Source organism: Streptomyces sp. NPDC052396 (assembly GCF_044593195.1).
Classification (GTDB): domain Bacteria; phylum Actinomycetota; class Actinomycetes; order Streptomycetales; family Streptomycetaceae; genus Streptomyces.
On the sequence record NZ_JBIUAW010000015.1, the window covers coordinates 95,884 to 113,746 of the forward strand.

At 68.0% G+C, this 17,863-nt stretch carries 15 protein-coding genes and 4 pseudogenes; 7 read left to right on the forward strand and 12 right to left on the reverse strand.

The window, feature by feature from the left end:
• Window positions 1-250 precede the first annotated feature (250 nt).
• Window positions 251-1,177, reverse strand: coding sequence for a hypothetical protein (locus ACIHFE_RS30140; protein ID WP_400111573.1), 927 nt, complete (start codon window positions 1,175-1,177; stop codon window positions 251-253).
• 46 nt (window positions 1,178-1,223) lie between these two features.
• Window positions 1,224-2,911 (reverse strand): annotated as a pseudogene (locus ACIHFE_RS30145) (ISAzo13 family transposase).
• Between the two features lie 218 nt (window positions 2,912-3,129).
• On the opposite strand from ACIHFE_RS30145, the gene ACIHFE_RS30150 reads away from it, so the two are divergent.
• Window positions 3,130-3,504 carry a DUF6415 family natural product biosynthesis protein gene (locus ACIHFE_RS30150; RefSeq protein WP_400111575.1) on the forward strand — a complete coding sequence of 125 codons (375 nt, stop codon included), beginning with the start codon at window positions 3,130-3,132 and terminating at the stop codon, window positions 3,502-3,504.
• Window positions 3,505-3,513: 9 nt separating this feature from the next.
• Window positions 3,514-3,714, forward strand: coding sequence for a hypothetical protein (locus ACIHFE_RS30155; RefSeq protein ID WP_400111577.1), 201 nt, complete (start codon window positions 3,514-3,516; stop codon window positions 3,712-3,714).
• 339 nt (window positions 3,715-4,053) lie between these two features.
• Here ACIHFE_RS30155 and ACIHFE_RS30160 read toward each other — a convergent pair whose 3' ends face one another.
• The 3 genes from ACIHFE_RS30160 to ACIHFE_RS30170 form a co-directional block, all read right to left on the reverse strand.
• Window positions 4,054-4,221, reverse strand: coding sequence for a hypothetical protein (locus ACIHFE_RS30160; RefSeq protein WP_400111578.1), 168 nt, complete (start codon window positions 4,219-4,221; stop codon window positions 4,054-4,056).
• A gap of 205 nt (window positions 4,222-4,426) precedes the next feature.
• On the reverse strand, window positions 4,427-4,816 hold the full coding sequence (locus tag ACIHFE_RS30165; protein WP_400111579.1) for a hypothetical protein: 390 nt from the start codon (window positions 4,814-4,816) through the stop codon (window positions 4,427-4,429).
• Between the two features lie 63 nt (window positions 4,817-4,879).
• On the reverse strand, window positions 4,880-5,110 hold the full coding sequence (locus ACIHFE_RS30170) for a hypothetical protein (RefSeq protein WP_400111581.1): 231 nt from the start codon (window positions 5,108-5,110) through the stop codon (window positions 4,880-4,882).
• A 133-nt stretch (window positions 5,111-5,243) separates the two neighbouring features.
• Between ACIHFE_RS30170 and ACIHFE_RS30175 the strand changes: the two are divergent.
• From ACIHFE_RS30175 to ACIHFE_RS30190, 4 genes and pseudogenes are all read left to right on the forward strand, one after another.
• Window positions 5,244-5,819: pseudogene (locus ACIHFE_RS30175) on the forward strand (glycosyltransferase family 2 protein); the annotation flags it as partial.
• A gap of 38 nt (window positions 5,820-5,857) precedes the next feature.
• The gene (locus tag ACIHFE_RS30180) at window positions 5,858-6,226 is read left to right on the forward strand and encodes a class I SAM-dependent methyltransferase (protein WP_400111583.1); all 369 of its coding nucleotides are present in this window, start codon (window positions 5,858-5,860) and stop codon (window positions 6,224-6,226) included.
• A 58-nt stretch (window positions 6,227-6,284) separates the two neighbouring features.
• Window positions 6,285-7,270: pseudogene (locus ACIHFE_RS30185) on the forward strand (IS5 family transposase).
• Between the two features lie 177 nt (window positions 7,271-7,447).
• On the forward strand, window positions 7,448-8,128 hold the full coding sequence (locus ACIHFE_RS30190; RefSeq protein ID WP_400111585.1) for a ribonuclease H: 681 nt from the start codon (window positions 7,448-7,450) through the stop codon (window positions 8,126-8,128).
• Between the two features lie 140 nt (window positions 8,129-8,268).
• On the opposite strand, the gene ACIHFE_RS30195 is transcribed toward ACIHFE_RS30190, so the two are convergent.
• The 7 genes and pseudogenes from ACIHFE_RS30195 to ACIHFE_RS30225 all read right to left on the reverse strand — a co-directional run bounded on the left by ACIHFE_RS30195 (window position 8,269) and on the right by ACIHFE_RS30225 (window position 16,145).
• Entirely contained in the window at window positions 8,269-8,595 is a 327-nt protein-coding gene (locus ACIHFE_RS30195) for a type I-E CRISPR-associated protein Cas6/Cse3/CasE (RefSeq protein WP_400111607.1), read from the reverse strand.
• A gap of 26 nt (window positions 8,596-8,621) precedes the next feature.
• Window positions 8,622-8,855 (reverse strand): annotated as a pseudogene (locus tag ACIHFE_RS30200) (type I-E CRISPR-associated protein Cas6/Cse3/CasE); the annotation flags it as partial.
• Window positions 8,852-9,685: a type I-E CRISPR-associated protein Cas5/CasD gene (gene cas5e / locus ACIHFE_RS30205; protein ID WP_400111587.1), complete on the reverse strand. Its 834-nt coding sequence runs from the start codon at window positions 9,683-9,685 to the stop codon at window positions 8,852-8,854. The pseudogene ACIHFE_RS30200 and the gene cas5e, both read right to left, overlap by 4 nt.
• The gene (gene cas7e, locus ACIHFE_RS30210) at window positions 9,682-10,875 is read right to left on the reverse strand and encodes a type I-E CRISPR-associated protein Cas7/Cse4/CasC (RefSeq protein ID WP_400111589.1); all 1,194 of its coding nucleotides are present in this window, start codon (window positions 10,873-10,875) and stop codon (window positions 9,682-9,684) included. The genes cas5e and cas7e overlap by 4 nt, the downstream gene beginning before the upstream one ends.
• A gap of 37 nt (window positions 10,876-10,912) precedes the next feature.
• On the reverse strand, window positions 10,913-11,572 hold the full coding sequence (gene casB, locus ACIHFE_RS30215) for a type I-E CRISPR-associated protein Cse2/CasB (RefSeq protein ID WP_400111591.1): 660 nt from the start codon (window positions 11,570-11,572) through the stop codon (window positions 10,913-10,915).
• A 26-nt stretch (window positions 11,573-11,598) separates the two neighbouring features.
• Window positions 11,599-13,152 (reverse strand): type I-E CRISPR-associated protein Cse1/CasA, encoded by a 1,554-nt coding sequence (casA, locus tag ACIHFE_RS30220; protein ID WP_400111593.1) that lies wholly within the window; start codon window positions 13,150-13,152, stop codon window positions 11,599-11,601.
• 161 nt (window positions 13,153-13,313) lie between these two features.
• Window positions 13,314-16,145, reverse strand: coding sequence for a CRISPR-associated endonuclease Cas3'' (locus ACIHFE_RS30225; RefSeq protein ID WP_400111595.1), 2,832 nt, complete (start codon window positions 16,143-16,145; stop codon window positions 13,314-13,316).
• 570 nt (window positions 16,146-16,715) lie between these two features.
• Here ACIHFE_RS30225 and ACIHFE_RS30230 point away from each other — a divergent pair.
• A complete protein-coding gene (locus tag ACIHFE_RS30230) occupies window positions 16,716-17,240 on the forward strand; it encodes a MepB family protein (protein WP_400111597.1) in 525 nt (174 codons plus the stop codon).
• Window positions 17,241-17,863: the final 623 nt, after the last annotated feature.

A 17,863-nucleotide genomic window follows, 5' to 3' on the forward strand; every position in this document is an offset into this window, starting at 1 on the left:
AGCCTCATCTTCTCACCCGGCTGTTTGCCTCCACCGACCCAGCCCTGCCGCCGCACCGCGGCCGGAAGACCGGGAAACGATCTCTCATCCGCTGGGAAGCGATCTCTGCGAGCCGTCCCGCCCTGCAGGTCCCCCCACTTGTGAACACCCCGCTTGGCCGTTGGTGTCGTCAGCCTGGCCAGGGTCATGCCTCGGCCGCAGGTGTCAGGGGACAGTCCAGCGTCCGGCCACGCGCCATCAAGAAATACCGTCAGCCGGTTGGTTCGGCCCCGTAGTAGCCGTGGTGCATCCGGAACCTCATGGGGTCGGTGCCGTCTGCTTGGATGTGGGCGATCAGTACTGACCGCAGCGGCTCGGGCAGGTGCTTGCCGTGTGCGCTGGTCCATTCGAAAGAGCTGAACAGTTCGGCGGCACCGTCGAGCTGAGCCGGGCCCGGAGGCCGCGCAGTGAGTGCGGCAAGAACGACGTCAGGGTCTTCGGCCAGGAGCTGGCGTTGCACCGCCGTGTCGTACCACATCTGGCTGCCGGTGGACTCTCTGGAGGGGATCCCGGCCCAGGCCAGCAGGAGGCGAATGCGCTCGATCGCGTCGGGATAGTGGTGCCGTGTGAGAGCGGCGAGCCGGTCTTCGGCGTCTGGCATTGGATGCGGCCAGGCGTCAAGGTCGCGCTCCCGCTCTTGGGCTACGTCTGCGGCTGCGTCGGACAGTCCGGCCGGCGCAGCTTGTATCCAGCGCATCCGGCGCCGCTCGGCCTCGGCTTGTTGGGCAGCTCGCATTGCCTGTATGTCCCGTGATCTGGTCAGGCCTCGTTCCGCCAGCCATGCGGTGAGTGCCGGACCATCGCGCAGGTCGGCATCGCAGTTGCCAATCCCGCGGAGGCCGGATTGGTGGTGCAGCGTCCAGCAGGCGATCAGTTCGCTGTTTGAGTCGTGAACCATGATCGTCGGCCAGCCGTGGCACCGGCACTGGTCTCCGGTCCCACCGTCCACAATGGCCAGCACCCGCGCCAAGTCGGCGATCTCGGCACCGGTCACCACGATCCGCGCCAGATCGGCGGAGTCGGCCTGGTCCGGCGGTCCCTCGACGATCAAGACGCGCACGGCACGGTTCAGTACATCCCGCAACCGAGCCGTCGTTGGCGGGCCCTCGGTCATGCCCGCCGTTCCCTCGTAGATCACGTCCGCGAGGATATCGGTAGCTCGAACATTAAGGGCTCGCAGAGAATCAACATGCTGACTTGATCTCGCTTTGGGTGGGGTTGGAGGCAAGGAATGTTGCGGTGTCGGCGGGTGTGCGGAACCGGGCTGTGGAGGCCTTGATGTGATGGCCGTGCGTGTCCAGGAGGGGGCGGACTTCCTGGTTTGCGCGGCTGATGGTCATGGCGGTGACGCCGAAGAGCTGAGCGAGGAGGTCCATGGTGGCGAGCTTGCGCAGGTGGAGCACGGTGGCCAGGATCCGGTCGGCTGGAGTGAGCTTGGCTTTGGCGCCTGTGCCGGGAGCCACCAGGCGCTCGCGTCCCCGGCGGATGCGGAGCGTTCGCTCACGTTGCAGTTCCAGCTGGGGTGTCAGGGTGTCGATCAGCTTGCTGAGCTGTTGGCGGGGCATGCCAGTCAGTTCCGGGTCCTGCAGTGAATGTAGCGTCAGCCGAGGGTGTGTGCTCGCCGGGCCTGGTCCGCTGTGCTGCTGACCGGGGTCGTGTTCAGGGGCAGTTGAGAGTGAAGGGTGTAGTTCCAGTCGCCGTGGAAGCGGTGGCGTGTGATCGACAAGGCGGCGATGGCCTCGTCGCTGATGTGGATGCCGGTGGGGTACTGGCTGGTGTCGAGTTCGGCGTGCACGGTCAAGCCAGTGCGGGTGGTGGTTGCGGTGATGCTCTGGAGGACGACTTCGTGGCTGGTCAGCGGTCTTCCGCGCCAGTTCATGGTGATGTGGGAGAAGAGCCGGTGCTCGATCTTGTTCCACTTCGATGTGCCGGGAGGCAGGTGGCAGACGGTGATGTCCAGGCCGGTCTCGGTGGCGAGTGCTGCGAGTTCGGTCTTCCAGCCGCGGGTGCGGTAGCCGTTGGAGCCTCCGGCGTCGGCGGTGATCAGCAAGCGCCATGCGCCTGGGTAGTCGTGCCGGCCGCGGGCCTGCCACCATCGGCGGATGGAGGCGACCGCGAACGCGGCGGTGTCGTGGTCGGTGCCGACGTTGACCCAGCCGGTGTTCGCGGCCATGTCGTAGATTCCGTATGGAATTGCCTTGTCGGCCTGGCCAGGGAAGTCGTGGGTCTTGACCGTCACTGGCTCGCCAGTCGGCTGCCACGAACGTCCGGCGTTCTTGTACTGCCCGATCAGCTCTTTCTTCTTGGTGTCCACGCTGATGACCGGGTCTCCGGTGTCCCTGTGGTCGCGCGCCTGCTCGTTGAGGTAGCGGAACTGGGCGTCTCGGTCCGGGTGTTGCGTGCCTTCGATGGTCTTGGCGTTGGCCTGCAGGCTGAAGCCTTCCTCGGGCAGCAGGTCGCCGACCGTGTCGGCTGAGACACGGTGGCCCTGGCGGGTGAGCTCGGCGGCGAGCGTTCTCGTGGACTTCACCGTCCAGCGCAGCGGCGACATCGGATCGCCCCGCATGTCGGGCTCGACCAGGGCCAGCAGCGCGGGTCTCAGGCCCGGGTCCAGCTCGGCAGCTTTCTTCCGGCCTCCGCCCGGCCGCCGGACCCGGCCCAGCGGGGCCTCGCCCGCCTCCAGCTCGTCGACGCCCTTGCGGACCGTGGTCTCGCTGGCCTGAGCTGCCAGGGCGACAGCTCGGACCCCGCCGTGCCCCAGAATGCGGGCCTCGGCCCCCATCACCAGACGACGCTGCCGTTCATTCAGATGCGGGAACAACACCGCGAACTTCACGGCGAGTTGTTCACACGTCGACTCCGGTATGTCCATACCACATCAACGAGCGTCGGAGCGGGAAGCAACACGTTGATTCTCTGCGAGCCCTAAGCCCTGGTTGACGGCGTCCACCGCGCGGCCGGCGGCCGTTACCTAGGGGTCAGTATCCCCGGGGCATGCACGGGCCTGCGGGGGCGCTGGCGGCCAGGGCGGTGCTTCCCCCGTACGGTCCTGGACGCCGTTCGCAGTTACCCAGGCCGAGGAGAACCCACGTGAACGCCGACGACCGCCTGACGCAGATCGAGTCGATGATGGTGGGCGACACGCACCCGCTGGATCTGGTAACGATCCGCGCGACGGTGGACCGTGCTCTTCAAGTGCGCCGTTCGTCGATCCCCCCGCACAAGGAGATCTTCGAGCTCGCCAGCACGCTGCGCGGGCATCTGGCGGTCATGGTTGACGAGGTTGAGGCCCGGCGCGATGCGCTCACGAGCCGCACGTACGACTGGCACCAGTGGAACACCTTGTCGGACCGGGCCCGCACCGATCTCAAGCGCAGCGCAGGCGACGGGCTGGTGTCGGCCCTGGAGCACATGCAGGAGATCGCTCGTACGTGTGAGCACATCGTCAACCTGCTCTCCGAGTAGGGCACCGTCATGGCCATCACGTCGCGAGCCGTGTGCACGGTCCACCGCAACGATGTCGTCGAAGTCGGCGGCCGCCGGCGCCTCGTTGCGGCCGTCCGCACCGACCACTGTGCCCCCGAGGCGCCCCGCCTCGTGCTGCGGTTCCGCGACGGTGGCCCGGTCTTGCGCGTGCACCCCGCCGCCCGGCTCGACCTCGCCCGTACCGCATAGCCCCACTGTCCCGTTTACCGCCCACTCCCCTCCCGGCGGTGAACGACATGAGCCCCCCGGGCGCTCCTCCATGGCGCGCCCGGGGGCTTCTTCTTGCTACTCTTCGGCGGCTGCCCGTCGGCAGGCTAGGGGTGGCCGATGATCCAGACGACCTGCACCTCGACACGGTCGGGGTAGACGCGGTACCCGATCGACACCCGAGCGTCGTCGAGCACCAGCCAGCGCAGCGCGGTCGGGCCGCGCCCCTCGTACTCGGTGCCGACCCCGTACGGCCGGGTGGCGAGCAGGCCGCGCTCGGCCTGGAGGTCCGAACCAGTTCACGTCGGCCTCCAGCGCGGCTCAGCGCCAGGTGGCACGGTCAATACGCTTCTGCCGTGTCGCGTCGCGACGTGCTGTCTGGTTGCGCAGCGGGCGTATCGTCGCGGCCTCGGCCGCGAGGTTGTCCGCGCGTACCTTGTCGGCACCGGCCAGCCGGGCCAGCAGAGGCACCGCCTGCCGTGATGTCACGGAAGGCAGCAGAGCGTCGGCGAGGTCGAGCAGCCGTTCAGCCGCCGGCGGTCACCGTGCCGGGAGACGAAAGGATCGAGTGGGCTCTTGAGGCCGGTGACGCAGAGGGTGAGTTGCTCTGGAAGAACGTGCGAACAGAGCCGCCGCTGGTGGCCAGGAAGGCCAGCAAGAGCTCCGGGCTCTTCCCCTCCGCTGTCTGCTCTTCTCAACTCGCTGGGGGTGCGCGCCTCAGGGACAGCAGACCGCAGAGAAGAGCGAACAGGACCAGGGACACCTCAGTGTTCAGCCAGTCCGTCTTCGTCTCGACACGCCCTCCTATGAGAAGCCACATGGCTGAACCAGCCGCAAGCATCCGACTGTTGCCCTTCTCACCGAGTACCCGCATCCCCGCCCACAGCAGCAACGGCATCAGCAACACCCAGACAAGCTGAGCCTCCACCAACTCCCCGAAGCCTGCGGCGAAGCCGTCGTCTGGGTGGGCTTCGCTCACCCTCCACGCCCGGTCTGTCAGGGACGCCCAGGCCCAGTAGGTGGCATGGGCAGCCACCGCTGACACGACAACGCCCTTCGCGCATCGGGTCTTGCTGCTCGTCATGGACTTCACCCTTCCACGACACGGCAACGGGGGCCTGAGTACTCGTACTCAGACCCCCGTCTCTCACCGGGGCAGTTCCTCACCTGTCTCAGTACCTGACGCGTGTGTGGTGATGCTGGGGGCGTGAGTATCAGCTTCGTGCCGCCCTTTGACGACCTTGCTGACCAGCCGGTGCCGGGCCAGGCCGGTGCCGACGGCGTCGTCCATGCGTCGGCAGCCGACCGTCAGCTCCATCAGTTCGCTGGACCGCATCCCCGTCAACGCGGAGGTGGCGACCGATACAGTGGCCTTCACCGGGCCTCCTCGACTCACACAGCGGTCGCCTCGTCGTCACCCAACTGGCACCGGGCAAGGAAAGCGTCGTGCTACTCAGCGCTGAAGCCGAGCGGCTACTCGCCCGTCGGCGACGCGTGAATCCTGGCTCTGGATCACTGCAGAACTGGACCGCGATCCTCACCTCTCGTACGTACAGCCCCGTATCGCCGACCCCGACACAGGCGTCACCCTGCGCCGCTGGGTACCCCGCCTGCGATCTGCTGGCGCCACACGGCCGGGCACCGTGACCGTCATGACCGAAGGCGTCGTCATGGTGCGCCGCCGCGATTTCGAACTCGCCGGGGGCTGGCCGGGCGACTTCTTCCTCTTCCACGGGGGCATCGACATCGCCTGGCAACTGTGGAACCACGGGCGCACCGGCCTCTACAAGCCCGACATCATCGTCCATCACCCCGCAACGGACCCGGCACGCCACGAACGCTTTTACCGGCTTAACTCACGCAACCGCGTCTGGCTCGCCCGCCGCAGCCTCCCCACGCCCCTGATCCCCCTCAACCTCGCCACCTGGGCCTTGATCACCCTGTGGCGCTTCCGTGACCACAACGCTCTGCGCACTTCGCTCGCCGGCTTCCGCCAGGGCCTTCGCGAGGACCCTGGACCTCGGTCGCCGATGAGCTGGCGAACGGTCGCCCGGCTCACCGACGCGGGCAGGCCACCGACCTTCTAACCCTCCTCCATCGGCTCCCGAGTGAGAGGACAGACCTGTTGCCCCCAGATGAAATCCCCACCATCAGCTCGGAGGTCATCACCTACTACACCAACAGCTACGAGGAAGCCGACCGGTTCGCACCAGGCACAGCCAGCGGTGCGAGCATGCTCGAATTCACGCGTGCCCAGGAACTGTTGCGCGCCCGCTTGCTCCCGCTACCCGTTGCCATCCTGGACGTGGCAGGAGGACCGGGTGCCTACGTCCGATGGCTCACCTGCGGCGGGTACGCCGTGCACCTCGTCGACCCCGTGCCCAAGCACGTCGACCAGGCCCGAGTCACCGACCGTGTGGACCGCCGTGGAACAGACCGGCAACCCGTCTGCGGGCTGGTCAAGAGCGGCCCGTTAGGGCGTGTGCCGAGTTGAGATCACGCGTTTGGTTGTTCTGCTGTCCCGGCTGGGTCCGGGACGGTAGACAGGCGGGATGGCCCGGGGTGATCTCACAGATGACGAGTGGGCGGTGATTGAGCCGTTGCTGCCGCTGGGCGAGCGCGGTCCGATTCCTGACTTGCGGCGGCTGGTGAATGGTGTGATGTGGCGGTTCCGTGCGGGCTGTCCGTGGCGGGACATGCCGGAGCGGTACGGGCCTTGGTCCACCGTCTATGGGCGGTTCCACCTATGGGCCCGGGCGGGGGTCTTCCAGGTGCTGCTGGAAGCGGTGATCGCCGAGACCGCCGCGCGCGGGCAGGCGGATCTCGGCCTGGTGAGCGTGGACTCCACGTCGGCCCGCGCTCATCAGCACGCTGCCGGGATGGTCCTGGACCCGGAGCTGCTGGAGACGCTGGAGAAGGCCGTCGCCGAGGAAAAGGGGCTTCTCCGAAGGGGCAAAACGCGCCGGTAGCCGACCAGGGCGAGGCGCCTGACGAGGCCCGTGAGGAGCGCCGGCGCCTTCGCCGGTGCCACAAGGCCCGTCTCCGCGCCGCCGAACTGGGCCGTTCCCGTGGCGGGTTGACCAGCAAGGTGCACCTGTCGGCGGACCGCCGCTGCCGTCCGTTGTCCTTCGTCCTCACGCCCGGACAGGCCGCCGACAGCCCACGCTTCACCGCAGTCCTGGAAGGCATCAAGGTGCGCGGGCCGGTGGGACGGCCCCGCACCCGGCCCGACGCCGTCGCCGCCGACAAGGCCTATTCGTCCCGCGCCAACCGCGCTTACCTGCGCAGACGCCACATCCGGGCGGTGATCCCGGAGAAGACCGACCAAGCCGCCAACCGTAAGAAGAAGGGACGCCAGGGCGGGCGGCCCGTCTCCCACGACACCGAGCTCTACCGTGACCGCAACACCGTGGAACGCTGCATCAACAAGATCAAGGAGTGGCGGGGCCTCGCCACCCGCTATGACAAGACCCCGACCAGCTACCTCGCCGGACTCCACTTACGCGGCGCCGTTATCTGGCTCCGCAGCCTCCAATGAAGATCTGAACTCGGCACACTCCCTAGTGTCCAGGCGTCGGGGAACCAGAAAAGCCACGGCAGAGGGCAGGGGGTGAAGCGGAACAGCGACATGTGGGTCAGAGCCGTGCCTTGCGCGGGAGAGGGGCGGTCCGCTGCCAGGTGCCAGGGGTGCGGTCGGCGCTGGCATGATCGAAGGATGTCTGATCGCATCATCGCCGCGTGTGACGGCGCGAGTAAAGGGAACCCCGGGCCGGCCGGCTGGGCCTACGTGGTTGCCGACGCCCAAGAGGTGCCGCAGCGCTGGGAGTCCGGCCCTTTGGGGAAGGCAACCAACAACGTCGCCGAACTGACCGCCCTTGAGCGCCTGTTGGAGGCCATCGATCCCACCCGACCGATCGAAGTGCGGATGGACTCGCAGTACGCCATGAACGCGGTCACCAAGTGGCTGCCTGGCTGGAAGCGCAACGGATGGAAGACGGCGGCGGGCAAACCCGTAGCCAATCAGGAGCTCGTTATGCGCATCGATGCCCTCCTGAGCGGCCGGACCGTGGACTTCGTATATGTTCCGGCGCACCGCGCAGACGGCGACCTCCTCAACGCGCTCGCGGACCAGGCCGCCAGCGACGCCGCTGCCCTCCAGCAGGCGGCCGGCACGGCACACGGTGACCAGGACCTGCCTGTCCCCGACCGGACAGCCCAGTCTGCGGCCCGGACCACGACCAGGACACCAAAACCCCGGCGCGCCACAGGCGGCGTCATCAAGGCGAAGTTCCCCGGCCAGTGCCACTGCGGACGCTCCTACGCCGCCAAGGACCCCATCGCCAAGGGCCCGCAGGGATGGGGCCACCCAGACTGCAGAACTGCCACACCTGCCTGAACATGCCGTCACCGACGCCGCAACCACGCCCTCCGCGGGGCCGGGAAGCCGAGAAGGCGGAACACCCTCGTGCCTGCGGGACGGACACGGCGACGGCGGCCTCGGTTTCCGCCCTTTGCGGAACACCCCCGCTTGGACGCCTACCAGCCGTCCTCGTCGCGGCTTCGGCAAGATCGACGATTTCCGCAGTGCCCTCGAAACGGACCCGGTGGCGGCGCACTTTCTGGGCGCCGCTGCCCTTGCCGCGGCGGCCGACAGCGGCGGTCTAGCGGGTGGGAGAGATGGGTGTGAATCTTGAGACCGGCGAGGTCCGCCCGGCGGTGCCACCAGTCGTCGGCGTGGCGGCCATGGAGGGCGACAACGGGAGGCAGGTTCCTGTACTCCCGCGTGGGGCGGCGGACGGGGTTGGCGTCGCAGCAGTAGGACAGGCGGCGGCCATGCCCAAGGGCGTCCAGGAGCGGCTCAATGTTGCGGGAGGCTCAACCGCGTACCCGTCCGGCAACTGCTCAGGAGCGGCCTCTCTGTTGCTCTGGACCATGAGTACGGCGCGTCGCCCGACCTGCTCGACCCGGTGCAGTACTCCGAAGTGTTTGCGTGTCTCTTCGAGTTCGGAGAGGTCGGGGAAGAGGGACATCACGCGCCGGTGCATGGCGACGGCGTTGCGCAGTTCCTCGCGTACGTCGGTCCGGGAAGCGTCGAGAGTCAGGAGGGTGAGCCGGGTGGTCATACAGTGGCCTCCGGGCCATTGGGCGAGGTCACGGTGGCGACGTGCAGATGCGCGGCGAGGGCTTTGAGGTAGTTGGTGCCGAGTTCACCGGTGTAGAGGTGCTCAGGTGGATGCCAGCAGCCTCGGTAGAGCCGGCGAGTACGGAAGGTGCGCCGGTGAGGGGCGGTGTCAATTGGTTCGTCCTGGACCTCGGAGCTGGGGCGGGTGCCATCGTCAGGATCTTCGGGATGGCGTGGGAGCCAGCCGAGGGGGCGGTCCGCGAGCAGCGTCACGGCGGGGGCCGGGGCCTGCGCGGGCAAAGGGAGTCGGAGGAGGCTGCCCAAGGCATCCGGGCCGTGGGACAGCAGAACGGGGCCCTCGGGTGGGCAGCCGCGGCGGCCCAGATACAGGGGCCAGCGCGGGGCGGTCAGTGCGTCGGCGCAGCGGTCAAGGACCGCCTCTTCCTCACCGGTGAGCGCACAGACGAAGGCGGCGTCGGCAAGGTAGAGACGATGCCCGTAGACGGTGGACCTTTTCGCGCCGCGGGTGCCGCCCTTGGCCGTTCGGACGGTGTCCTTCGGGTCGAGGCCGCCGCCGACGGTGTGCAGGTCGCGCAGCACGTAGCCGGGGCGGTCGATGCGCACGGTGAGCTTCAGTCGGCGCAGGTCGGCGGTGTCCTGCCCACGGTGTCGGCCGAGCGCGCAGGACAACAGGCCGAGCACACCGGACTTGGTGGGGAAGGCGGCGGTGTCACGCTCTTCGGTGAAGTGACTACGTTCTCCCCAGGATTGCAGCGGCGCGGCGAGGCGCAGCAGCAGCCCGGGCTCCTGTGACGGCTGTGGTGCGGTCACGCGCCGCCCTCCAGCGGGGCGAAAGCGGCCTCGACGCCGGCTTTGACCAGTGAGTCGAAGGTGTTGACACGGGTACCCAGACCTTCGATGTCCTGGCCGATACCGGCCCAATGAGCAGCGAGGATACGGTCGCTGCCCATGAGCGTGGTGGCGGTCTGCGCGTACTCGACGAGCTGGTCGCGGGAGGCGGTGCCGTGTCCGCCGCCCTGCGCGGAGCGCACGGGGGTCTCGAAGGCGGCGGCGAAGGACAGCGGGCGGTCGCTGCGGACACTGATGTGGACGAGGTCCGGTGCGGTATGCGGAGCGGTGGAGTTCTTCTTGGCCTGCGGCAGGGAACGGATGAAGGAGGAGAGGAAGGCCCCGGCGACGTTACGGGCGTCCTCGGAGATGTCGCGGGGACCTGCGGAAGCATGGACCTTGCCCATGTTGGTGACGAGTTCGCGCAAGTCGATGGTGGCGAAGCGGTAGAAGGTGCCCGCGGAGAACTCGGCCTCGTTGAGGTGGCCGCTGCCGGTCTCACCCCATGCAGCGGTCAGATCGTCGACGGCGGTGAAGTAGTCGACCTGGACATCGCTGCGGTGGGTGGTAAAAGCGTGCGCGACCTGGACTGCGCCATCAGCATCCGCGCCGTCGACTTCGGCGAGCATGCGGCCGAAAGTGTGGATGACCACGTTGCCTCGACGGATGATCTCTTGAACATCGGCCGCGGGGAGCTGCGACTTGTCGGTTGCCTTTTCGATCTTCTTTTTCTTGATCTTGTCGGGGTGCTCGGCAGCGAGGTCGGCGAGTTCCTCGATCGACTCAGAGGACAGGTACACGAGCCCGTTGGTGATGGCCTCGTATCCCTCTTGATCCGGCTTCCCCTCGATGCCGAACTTGATGCCGGAGGCCGCCACGATGTGGGCGCCGGCCAGGCGTGCCTTCTGATGATCCCAGGCGTGCTTCTCCTCGAGGACGTCGGCAACGGCCTTGCCGATCCGCCGGGTTCGGGTGGCGAATTGACCGATCTCCTTCTGGAACTCCTCGCGCAGCGCCCTCTTCCACGACTGGCTGCTGACGCGGGTGCGCCGCACGCCACCGTAATCCACCGTCTTGACGGCGTTGAGGTCGTCGCGGTTCAGCGTGGATACGGGGATGCTCTGAAGGATGTGTACGTCCACGAAGCAGGCAGGCAGGTGCGCGGTCGGCACGGAGGACTCCTTCTGGAGTGGTGGGCGGGGGTGGCGGTCAGGCGGCGGGCGATCCAGGCTCGGGCACGGCCTGGGCGGCGTCGGCTTCGTCCCGCTTCCTCCACTCGTCGTGGTGGAGGGTGCGGAAGTAGTCCTGCTGCCACCGGCTTCCGATGTCGGCTGCGTTCCACGGCCAGCGGGTCAAGTCGTTCAGCAACTGGGCCCAGTCGGGTTCGGTCTCGTACTGGCGCAGGAGGCGGGTGACCGAGGGAAGGTAGCGGTGCAGCCCGGTAGGGCTCTGGCGGACGAGAAGGTCCAGGCGCCTGCGGGTGCTGTCGCGCCGACGCGAGCGCTCCTGCGCGGGAGATTTGAGAACGGAGTCGGCGAGGGTGCGGCCGAAGCTGGGGCCGTAGGTGCCGACCGGCTGCTCCGCCTCCGTGTCACTCGCCGACCGGCTGCGGACAACGTGCCGAGGCTGGTCGGCGATGAGCGCGGCGACCGCGTAGTAGGCACGGTCCCGCTCCCGGTTCCGTTTCTCGGGCAGCCAGTGCGCGATGAACTCGTGCATCCCGGCCACCTGGTCGATGTCCTTGCCCAGACCGCGGCGCAGGCGTGCGTGCGCCCCCGGGCTATCGGCACACAGCTGCCGGATCTCCCGCACGAAACGCACATGTTCGGTGCGGCGCGCTCGCGCTGTGGCATCGCGGTCCTCTGCCATGGGGCACCTTCCGGTCGGCATGGTGACTACTTGTTCTTGCGCGCGGGGCGCGTCATCCACAACAAGCCACGGGCGTCGAGCACGGCCTGGTTGCCGCGGACGGTGCGCGTGAGCGGGTCGGTCGTGCGCGCGTAGGCCTCGCGGGCCAGTCGCAGAAAGGCGTCGCGCGCGGCGCGGATGTCCAAGCCGCCGTCGGGGTCCTCGCCGGTGCGGTCGAGGCGGTCGAAGCGGGCCCAGAACTCGCGCTCGGCAGCCGGCCAGTACAGGGCCTCGGCCTGTGGAACGAGTTTGCCCGCTTGCTTGGGGTCGCCCCTCGTGTACAGCGCCCAGGCCTTGCGCACTGCTGCGGTGAGGTTCTCCCCGTACCGTTCGCCGAGCCTGCGCAGTCGTCCGACCGCGACCTGGGTGTCAGGGAGCCGATCGGTCAGGTGGCCCACGGTTGCGGGAGTGAGACCGCTGACGAACTGGGTGTCCTTGGCCTTGACCTGGTCGAAGCCGAGGGCCCGGACGCGCAGTTGGTCGGTGAGCTCAGCCGCTGTCGCGAACACTTTCGGCGGCTCCACCGTGGTCTCCTCGCCCTGGGCCTCCGGAGGCTGGTGCCGCAGCAGGCCGTCCAGATCCCTCCACAGGGCTCGGTTCGCCTTCGCCGGCCGGGCGGTGCGACTCTCCTCCCCCTCCTCCTTCTTGACGAGCCTGCGTTCCCATATGAGGTACGGATCGTCGAAGACTCCGGGGAGACGGTACGCCCAGGTAATGCGGGCATCCGTGACGCGCTCTCCGCGAGCATCTGGCTGGAGCAGGAGAGCGTGCCGCGAGGTGTCCGTCCACCAGCCGCAGGGGCCGACCGGCACCGGCGGAGCGCCCGCCGGGTCTGCTGGCTCGTCCCGCTCCCAGGGGCAGAGATCTTCCTCGGGCCGCACCTCCACCCCGGGGCGCACGAGCCCGGCAAGCAGGGTGACCAGTAACGAGTCCCCTTCCGGGTGGTAGGAGAGCGAGCTGCGCAACGGTCCGCGCTTGGCCTCGGAGATCCGCTCCCCGTGGAGCGCGCGGGCGGTGCACTTGCCGGGAGCGCCGTAGTAGTGCCACATGAGCAGGTACAGCACTGCCGTGGCCGCAGGGGGCGAGTGCGGGGCGCTGTCGCGAAAGTGGCCGAACCAGGAGTGGTTGTTTCCCGAAGGCCGGGTCATCACCAGCTTGTTCACGCCGCTGGTCTCGGTGCACTCGTCCGCCAGACGCGGGTCCTGCAGCCACGGGCGGCCGGTGACGTCGTCGAAGAGAAAGAACCGGTCGTGACACCGGGATGCGTAGCCCTCGATGCCGTCCTGCGGCAGCGCGCGGTCCTCCAGGATGCCCGCGCGCCGGCGCATCCAGTCGCCGTCCGGATCCTGGTCGAGCCCGGTGACCCGTGCGGTGAGCGCGTACAGCACCCGCAGGAGCGCCGACTGGGCGGCGGCGAGCGGAATGTCCAAGGCTTCGATGTCCTGGCATCGTCCCAGAAGGTCCCGCAGGCCCACGGATGCGGGGCCGTCCTGGCCGTGGAGCCAGCGCACGGGTATCCACGGCTCGTCGAAGAGATTCATCGCCCGTGGCGGTTCCACAGTTCTCCCCGTCTCCCGTTCGCTTCCGTTCCGCGGGGCTGTACGGCGGGTCCGTCCTGTCAGAACGGCGCGCCCACCGAGGGAACCCTGGGCTGTCAGCGATCGTAAGCGGTCACGATCCACAGCGCGGGCCTTTCGGGGAATCAACTGAGCCTGACGAGACCGGTCTCGGTGAGTTCGAGCCGCATGCTCCCGAGGAGGCCGGTACAGGAATCGCCGGTTTTGCTGAGCACCACCGGGTACACCCGGTTCAGCCACGTCCGCTCCACCCAGTACTTGTACTTGATGTTGTCGAATCGCCCACGGCCGATCTGCGTGGAGATGCCTCCTTCGGGCGCCCACTGCGGCGGAACCGCAATCGTATGCCGGGCCAGAGCGGCGATGACCGGACTGCGCTCCCTCTTGGGCCCGACGAACGGCACCTCCTCCTTTCCCGCGGGATCCAGGAAGGCGGTCCTGCCCCGGAGGTAGACGAACAGGACATACGCCTGTTCAAAACCCATCGTGGCTGCGAGGCGCTTCTCGGTCAGGCCGCGCTCGGCCCGGGTCAGCTCGTACAGGTCGTCGTGAACGTTCACCGGGCTCGGGATGCCGGTGATCCTGGCGTCGTGCAGCAACCCGGCCTCGTGCCCCTCAGCTGCGGCGACCAGACGGCGCTGCTGCACAGCCGATGCGTCGTCCAGAGCGGCCAGGTAGCTGTCGGAGTCGTATACCTGGCGGATCAACTGCTCGGTGTCACCGGGGAGACGAAGCTGCGGACCGTGGGATCGGAGCGCCTGGACCGTGCGCTGTCTCAGCGCCTGGTCCATCGGCGAACCGACCCGTTCCTCGCTTTCCAGGAGCATCAGATTCCTGCCGCGGGAGACACGGGCCAGCAGCGACGGCAGCGGGGCCAGGAGGGTGACGACCTGGTCGAAGAGGAACGGGAGATGTTCGGCGAAGGGAGGAGTCGTCACGAGCACCGAACCGTCCTGCGCCGGGTTCTTGTGGGCTGCCGTGCACTCGGCCACCAGTTCGCGGACGCGATACCGGGGGAAGCGCTGGTGCAGTAGCCGGACTGTGCCGGGGATCGCGTGTCGGCGACGGTGATGTGCGAGCGCAGTGAAGGTCTGCTGGGCCTCCTCCACGCTGTCGCAGCACACGAGGGTCGAGCCGCTGTCCTCGGCCCGGTCCATGACGGCGTCCACGTACGGGCCCGCGCCGCCGGGCCGCGGCCGGACTTCGAGCAAGGAGACGCGCCGAACCGAGTCCACGGGAGGATCGACCGCGGACTGGGTGACTGAGCCGTCCAGCCCATCGACGTACAGCCAACCCGGCTGCGGCAGCTTTCCCGACGGTGACGTTCCCTCTTTTCTGCCCCGCATCCCCCGAGCCGCTCGCGCGCCCCTCTGATAGGCCTGAACCAGGCGGTCGGCACTCGCCCCGGCCAGAGTGTCGGTCAGCAGGACCATGGATGCCCCGAGCGCCGCCAGCCACTCCACCAGCAGGCACAGAAGCTGATGCAGCCGTGGCTCCTGCGGACGTACGTCGTCCACCACGAGAACCTTCTCGCTGAGCGCGAAGAGCCGTACCGCATTGTCCGGCACGGGCAGGACGGCCGGCAGGAACTGGTCGAGCACGCCTACCCCGAGGGGAGCCAACAGCCCGCGGCGCCGCTGTGAGAGCCACTGCTGCGCGGTTGCCTGGTCATGCGGGTCGAGGCTGAGTTCAGGGATTTCCTCGAAGGCCGTCTCCGGATCGCCGTCCAAGGACATCGGGTGAAGACGGGCGAGCGCGCCGGAGCCCTCCAGAAGCATGCCCGCCAAGGACGCCAGGTCTTCCGAGCCCTCATCGAGGTATAGCTCTCCCGGCAGCGCGAGAGCAATACCCCGGGCCTCGGTCGCCCGGCCCAACTTCGAGGCCGCGACCAGCCCGAGCCGTCGGCGGGCGGATCCCGCTGGAGCACTCATCAACAGCATGCCGGCATGGTCGGGCTCGACCGCTGTGAGCAGCCGTTGCGCGAGCCGACCGTGCACGGAGCCGTCCGGGAACCCGGCAGCCCGCAGCAGTTCCTCCGCTGGCGGGGCGGCGAAGCCGCACCGCCCCAGAGCTCGCTGCCCTACTCCGTGCCTGGCCACCTCCCGGGCGCGCTTCCAGTGCTGTGCAAGGGCCACGCGGCAGCAGCACTCTTCGCCCTCGGGATGTTCCACCGTCTCGATCGACTGCTTCTCGCTGGCCGTCCAGTCCGCCACCATCACCATGCCGAGCACCACAACCGAGAGCTCGGCCGGGAGAGTCCCGGTCGGTACAGGGCCGTCGTTCGTGATCAGGGTGCGCAACATGCGGACGTGGTGGAAGCGTTGTTCCTGCCATTCGCCCTTCCCGGCCTGCGGCAGGAACGTCGCCGGATGCTTCAGCTGCGGACGCTCCATCCGCGGGTGGAAGACCCCGTGGTGCCCGCCGAGCAACTGCCCGATGGCGTGACCGACCCGGTCGCCGACCGGCCCATGGGGAGCGCCCGGCGGATAGCCCAGCTGCTCAAGAATCCCAGGCAGGGTCCAGTGTGTGATCTGGCTATGTGGACCCGCACCGTTGTCGGTGCCGCCCGTGCCGTGCCGGTAACGGCCATCAGCGAGTAACTGCTCGAAGCGCCCCGGGTACTTCTTCCGCGCGCCCATGTCGTTGGAGATGGAGTGCTGGTACGACGGTGAAATCTTCCCCAAGTCGTGCAATGCGGCCCAGAAGGCCAGCTCTCGGGCGGCATCGGTCTCCGACAACCCCAACGCCAGAGCGGCATGGGCACGCATGCGCGGCCCGACAACCGACCCCCATAGTTCCGCGAAGTACGCGCCGGTGTCCACGAGGTGGCACACCACCGGGTACGGGTGCTTCAGGCCGCGTTCCTTGCCCCATAAGCGGGTATCCAGGAGCCGGGGGTTGCCGTGGCGGCAGAGGCCGCTCTCGTCGCCGGGCCCGGCTACGGTACTGATCTCCATGCGAGTGTTGTAGCAGCGGCATAGGACATCCGGCTGTGCACGAAGTGCACTTGGCGTACAGTCATGTGTGGGTCGAGGAGATCCAGCGGCTATACCCAGGGGACGTGTCCCCACGGCTCAGTGACACCGCCCAGCGGGCCCGAGCCGGCACCCGTGTAGCCACCGATCTCCAAGGTTAACTACATGAATAAGTCCCAGAACTGCCGTAGCGGGTTCTTCAAGCAGGTTGCCGGCTCCTTCGTCGGCAAGATGCTTGCGGGCATCCTGCTGCACTGGTGGTCAGGGCAGTAGTCCCGACCCACGGCCCGGACTCCGGTCCGGGCCACCTTGTTTCTGGGGTCAGTAGCATCGCTCACGTTTCCAGGTCACCCCTCGGTGCAAAGTCACGCTGACCTATGCGAGATCGCATGCAGCTCAGACCTGACCAGGCGTGCTTGCCGAAGTGGATGGCCACGATCCTTTTGATCTTCAACTCGCCGATCGGTCCAAGTTCGTCCACGCCCACTACTGGGGCGAGAGCAGCAACGACCCCGCGACCCTCGGCACCCGTCAGGCTGGCAGGATGACGGCATGGTGACGAATCAGCCATGGACGGGGCTTCATGGCGACCTGCTGGCGGCGAAGATGATGGTGTACGACCCGAGCGGGTTTGCCTGCTCGCTGCCGGTGCCCGAACCGGAGAGCGCCGAGTACGCAGCTCATGCCTTCACGCTCGATGGCCTCTCGGTCCGGTTCCGCGTGGCCAGGACCACCCCGACGAAGGTGGGCCAGTTCGTCACTGTGTGGCAGCGGTCCGAGGAGGGGCCGATCCGGCCCTTCGACGCCGACGACGGGGTGGACATCTTCGTCATCAGCAGCCGGGACGACGACGGCTTCGGACAGTTCGTCTTCCCGCGCGAGGTACTGAGCGAGCGCGACATCGTCTCCCGTAACGGCTCCGGCGGGAAGCGGGGGTTCCGCGTCTATCCGCCATGGGTGACCACGACAAACCGGCAGGCCGGCAACACACAGGCATGGCAGGTGAACCACTTCCTCCACCTCGGCAAGGACGGGCCTGCCGACCTGACTCGTGCCCGCACCCTCTACCACGTGTAGGTGTGTCCCCTTGGCCCCCGAGTCCGCCGATCCGGAGAACGAACCAGCGCAAATCCGGTCGGACATGGGAGGAGCAGGAGCGCGGAGCGCCACAAATCGGAAGGCGGGCGCGGAGAAGATTCGGTAGAAGCAGCCAAGGAGGAGCAGCGGCAGGGCTGTTACGAGTTTCTTTACTGGATCAAGGGCGGCCCGCTCGCGGGCCGCCGCCGCTCCTTGTCTAGCGCCACCGCTCCCGGCGGCCCCGGCCACTCAGCGCGCAATGGCCAACCAGCGCGACGACCAGGCCCAGGAAGCGCCTCGGACCGCCAGCGGCAGCACCACCAGGCCGACACCGCCGATAGCCGCCGCGCAGCCACCACTTCAGGCGCATGCGCTATCGCAGCCCGAGCCGCCCAGTTCACGCCACTCGTCTACCAGCGACAACTGGCCTCGGGGCAGGGACAGGTAGGCATGCAGCGCAACGGCCGGCGGGGGCACCGGCAGTGACGGAATAGACGGCGTGACTGATGCCGGTGGGTGGTTGCCACCGTTATCTAGTGCTACCTGCGAAGTTCGCAGGTCAGCCGCCTGTACGGGGTTAAGGCATGTTAGGCAAGCGAGATCAGGGTCTCATCGCCGCTTGT

Excerpts from the sequence above, each read along its gene's own strand:
- ACIHFE_RS30230 (WP_400111597.1), top strand. The coding sequence starts at position 16,716 with ATGGTGACGAATCAGCCATGGACGGGGCTTCATGGCGACCTGCTGGCG.
- ACIHFE_RS30190 (WP_400111585.1), top strand. The coding sequence starts at position 7,448 with ATGTCTGATCGCATCATCGCCGCGTGTGACGGCGCGAGTAAAGGGAAC.
- ACIHFE_RS30165 (WP_400111579.1), bottom strand. The coding sequence starts at position 4,816 with ATGACGAGCAGCAAGACCCGATGCGCGAAGGGCGTTGTCGTGTCAGCG.
- casA (WP_400111593.1), bottom strand. The coding sequence starts at position 13,152 with ATGAATCTCTTCGACGAGCCGTGGATACCCGTGCGCTGGCTCCACGGC.
- ACIHFE_RS30155 (WP_400111577.1), top strand. The coding sequence starts at position 3,514 with ATGGCCATCACGTCGCGAGCCGTGTGCACGGTCCACCGCAACGATGTC.
- casB (WP_400111591.1), bottom strand. The coding sequence starts at position 11,572 with ATGGCAGAGGACCGCGATGCCACAGCGCGAGCGCGCCGCACCGAACAT.
- ACIHFE_RS30225 (WP_400111595.1), bottom strand. The coding sequence starts at position 16,145 with ATGGAGATCAGTACCGTAGCCGGGCCCGGCGACGAGAGCGGCCTCTGC.